Annotated in this window: 1 protein-coding gene; it reads right to left on the bottom strand. The window is 71.1% G+C overall.

Annotated elements, in window-relative coordinates; all coding sequences use genetic code 11:
• Positions 1-98: 98 nt before the first annotated feature.
• Positions 99-3527 (bottom strand): glycosyltransferase, encoded by a 3429-nt coding sequence (locus tag VGW35_00005; protein ID HEV8306020.1) that lies wholly within the window; start codon positions 3525-3527, stop codon positions 99-101.
• Positions 3528-3614: the final 87 nt, after the last annotated feature.

Here is a 3614-nt window from a genome sequence, read left to right as displayed (position 1 = left end):
CGGCCCCCTCCCAAACCTCCCCCCGGAGGGGTTGCGGCGGCGAAGCCGCCGCTCGGACCGCTGCTCCAAGCGGCGCCCGCTCGGGCCAAGCGGCCGGGTTACTCGTCGCCCCGCAGATGGTGGAAGAGCCGTTCCCGCCGGGACCCGGGGGGGGCCAGCCGGAGCCGGAGACCCTGAAGGCGCCGCACCACTCTCCAGGACGTGCTCGCCTTGATGGCGGCCAGCTCGGTTTCGAGGGCCGCCTTCTGGCGCTCGAGCTGCCCGGTGGTCCACTGGAAGTGCTCGGCGATCTGCTGGAAGTGCTGGGCCACCTGATGGAAGTACCGGGCGGTCGCCTCCCGCTGCCCGAGCTCCGCCCGCAGCTCCCGGAGCTCCTCGCCCCCCCGGTCCTTCCCCAGGAGGAACCGCAGCTTCTTGACGCAGCTCAGCAGGGCCTTGGCCGCGGCCACCCGTCGAGGGTCGTCGGTCCCGGCGAACCATTCGTGGACCTTGCCGCGCGTCCGCGCGACGTCGAAGACGAGCCCGAAGAGTGAGTAGAGCGCCGCCCGGAGGGACGGCTCGTCGAATCCGGGCGGCTGCCGCGCGTCTCCCCGCCCGACGTCGGCCAGGCCGGCCTCCACCCGACCGGCGAGGTCCATGATGAGCTCGTCGGTCCAGCGGTCGAGCACCTCGAGCCGCTCGACCGCCTCCGGTCGCGCGCCGAGCCGCTCGACCGCGTCCACCCAGTCGCCGATCCACCGGGTCTGCTGGAGCTCGTCGACCCTGGGATGCTTCCGGGCGAAGACCACGGCCATCTGGCCCACGTGATACTCGCGCCGGGCGAAGCCCGGGAGGTCCATCCAGTGGTCGTGGTAGACGAGCGCGTCCTTGCAATAGTGGATCGCGAGCCCCCGCGGCCCCAGCCGGTACGCGAACTCGCTGTCCTCGAAGGCCGCGTACCGGAAGCGCGGGTCGAACCGGATCCCCGCCCGGAGGGCCTCCCACAGAAACTGCCGCTTGAGCGAGATGTTGCTCGTGTAGAAGAACCCGTAATCGAGGGCCGGAAGCTTCTCGATGTAGTGGTACCCGAACTGCTGGGCCCCCTCGCCGCAGACGTAGTCCATCACCGCCGTCCGCTCGAGCCACGGGGGCCACTCGATGTGCCCGAGGACCGCGTCGCCCGGCTCCGGATACCGGGCGTGGGCGAGGAGGTGATGCTCCAGGAGCCGCTCGTCCGCGATGATGTCGTCCCCGATGAACAGCACCACCTCCCCCTGGGCCACCTCCATGCCCAGGTTCCGCGCCATGCCCGGGCCCTGGTTCGCCTGGCGGTGGTACCGCAGCGGAAACGCGAACGCCTGCGCTGAGAGCGCCTCCTCCGTCCCGTCGGTCGACCCGTCGTCCACCACCACCACCTCGAACTCCTGGGGCAGGATGGACTGCCGCGCGAGCGCCGCGAGGCAGCGGAGGAGAGTCTCCTTCCGGTTGTAGGTCGGGATGACGACGCTGACCCGGCAGCCCAGCCAGTACGGAGAGCGCTCGCCCGTCTCCGCCGGGACCTGGACCGCGATACCCCGCGATCCCCTCGGCCGCGCCTCCAGTCGGTCCACGATCGTCAGGAGCTGCTCGGCCACCCGGTCCCAGGTGAAGCGCTCCCGGACGTCGCGGCGCGCCCGCTCGCCGAGGGCCCGGCCCCGGTCCGGACGGGCCACGACCTCCCGCAGCTGCCGCCCCAGATCGGCCCAGTCCGGCTCGCACCAGAGCGGCTGGTTGGTGATGGCGAGGCTCCGGCGGTCGAGGCACTCGCCCATCGGCGAAAGCGCGAAGCGAACGGGAACGCAGTTCTCGGGGGTGCAGTATTCGGTCGGCCCGCCGAAGAGCGGCGTGATGACCGGGAGGCCACAGGCCATGGCGTCCAGGATCTTCATCCCGAACCCTTCGCCCCGGTGGGCCGACACGTAGGCGTCCGCGGCCCGGTAGAGCCGGATCAGCTCGCGCTTCTCCAGGAACGCGTCGACGTACTCGACCGGCGCCTGGTCTCGGTGCGCCCGGCAGAGGTCCCGCAGCGTGCGGTCGGCCGAGCTGGCGCCGTAGTCCTTCACCGTCAGCACCACGCCGTCGGCCGGGCGGAAGGTCGCCCAGTAGGTCTCCAGGAGCTGCGCGGTCCCGTACCGCTCGAGGTCGTGCGAGTTCGTGACGGTGAGGAAGCGGAACCGATCCTCCCGCGGCCCCGCGCCCTCGACCTCGTCGATCTCGCGCGAGTACCCGTGCGGCAAGACGTCGAGGTCCGCGGCGGCCACCCCGATCTGTCGCAGCACGCTCGCGCAGAACCCGGAGACCGGGAGCTTGTGATGCCCGTCGTGGGCCAGGGACTGGAGCCAGTAGTCCCAGGGCTGGCGTCCCGGCTGCCCGAACAGATAGTTGATGACGAAGAACTCCAGGTTGAGGCGGCCCCCGAGGTCGACCGCGAGGTGCCGGGGCCAGTAGTGGGACCACTTGACGTGGACGCCGTCCGGATGCGGGCGGGTCACCATGAGGGACTGGAGCGCGGTCCGGGTCTCGGCGTCGAGCGTGTCCGTCAGCGGGCCTTTGCGGAGAGAGACCGCCCGGCCGCGGCGCCGGAGCGCCAGGGCGAGCTCGACCACGATCCAGCTGAACGCGCTCCCCTGCCCGAGATCGTCGACGAAGCAGATCCCGGCCGGATCGGCCGCCGCCCGCCCCCCGGGCGGCTGGAGGGCCTGGTGGCGGAGCTCGGCCTGGTCCTGCTCGGCATAGTCCGCCTCGTCGACCCGCACCTGCGCCCGCCACTTCGCGGCGAAGCGCGCGGCGTTCTGGTCGTCGTCGGCCGTCCGGCCCTCGGTGATCTGGCCGTAGTGATAGATGAAGGCGGTCGTGCAGCAGACGACCTTGCGGCCGCGCCGGCGGACCGCCAGGCAGAGGTCGGTGTCCTCGTACCCGTTCAGGTAGCCTTCGTCGAATCCGCCCACCGCCTCGAACAGCTCCCGGCCGATCAGCAGGCACGCGCCGGTGACGGCCTGGTACTCGCGCTGCTTGTTGACGTGGGGCAGGCGCGCGTCGGCGTGCGGGTAGAGGTGCTGCGGCACGCCGCCGGCCGTGAAGATGACGCCGACGTGGTGGATCGAGTTGGTGTAGGGGAAGAGCTGCTTGATCCCGACGATCCCGATGGCCTCGTCCGACTCGGCGAGCTTCACCATCTCCTCGAGCCAGCCGGGCTGGGGCAGGGTGTCGTTGTTGAGGAACAGGAGATAGGCTCCGGTGGCCAGGCGCGCCCCGATGTTGTTCGCCTTGGCGAAGCCGAGGTTCGTCGGGTTTCGCTGATAGCGGACGGGCCCCGCCAGGCCGGCGGGCTGGCCGAAGCAGGCGGCGGTCCCGTCGGTCGAGCCGTTGTCGACGACGATGATCTCGTACGGCCGGGCGGCCGAGGTGTGCCGCCAGATCCGGTCGAGACACTGGCGGGTGAAGGCCAGCTTGTTGAAGACCGGGATGATGATCGAGACGTCGATGGGGCCTCGACCGCTCGCGCTCATCGGGTCTGGCTCACCTCCGCGCCGCCGCGGATCTCATCATACGTCAGAAGGTGAGCCGCTTCACGAGCCGGCGCAGGCGTCGATAGC

Source organism: Candidatus Methylomirabilota bacterium (genome assembly GCA_036005065.1).
GTDB lineage: Bacteria > Methylomirabilota > Methylomirabilia > Rokubacteriales > DASRDR01 > DASYQW01.
Note: the sequence above shows the minus strand (reverse complement) of the source record. Positions and strands in the feature narration are given on the sequence as shown.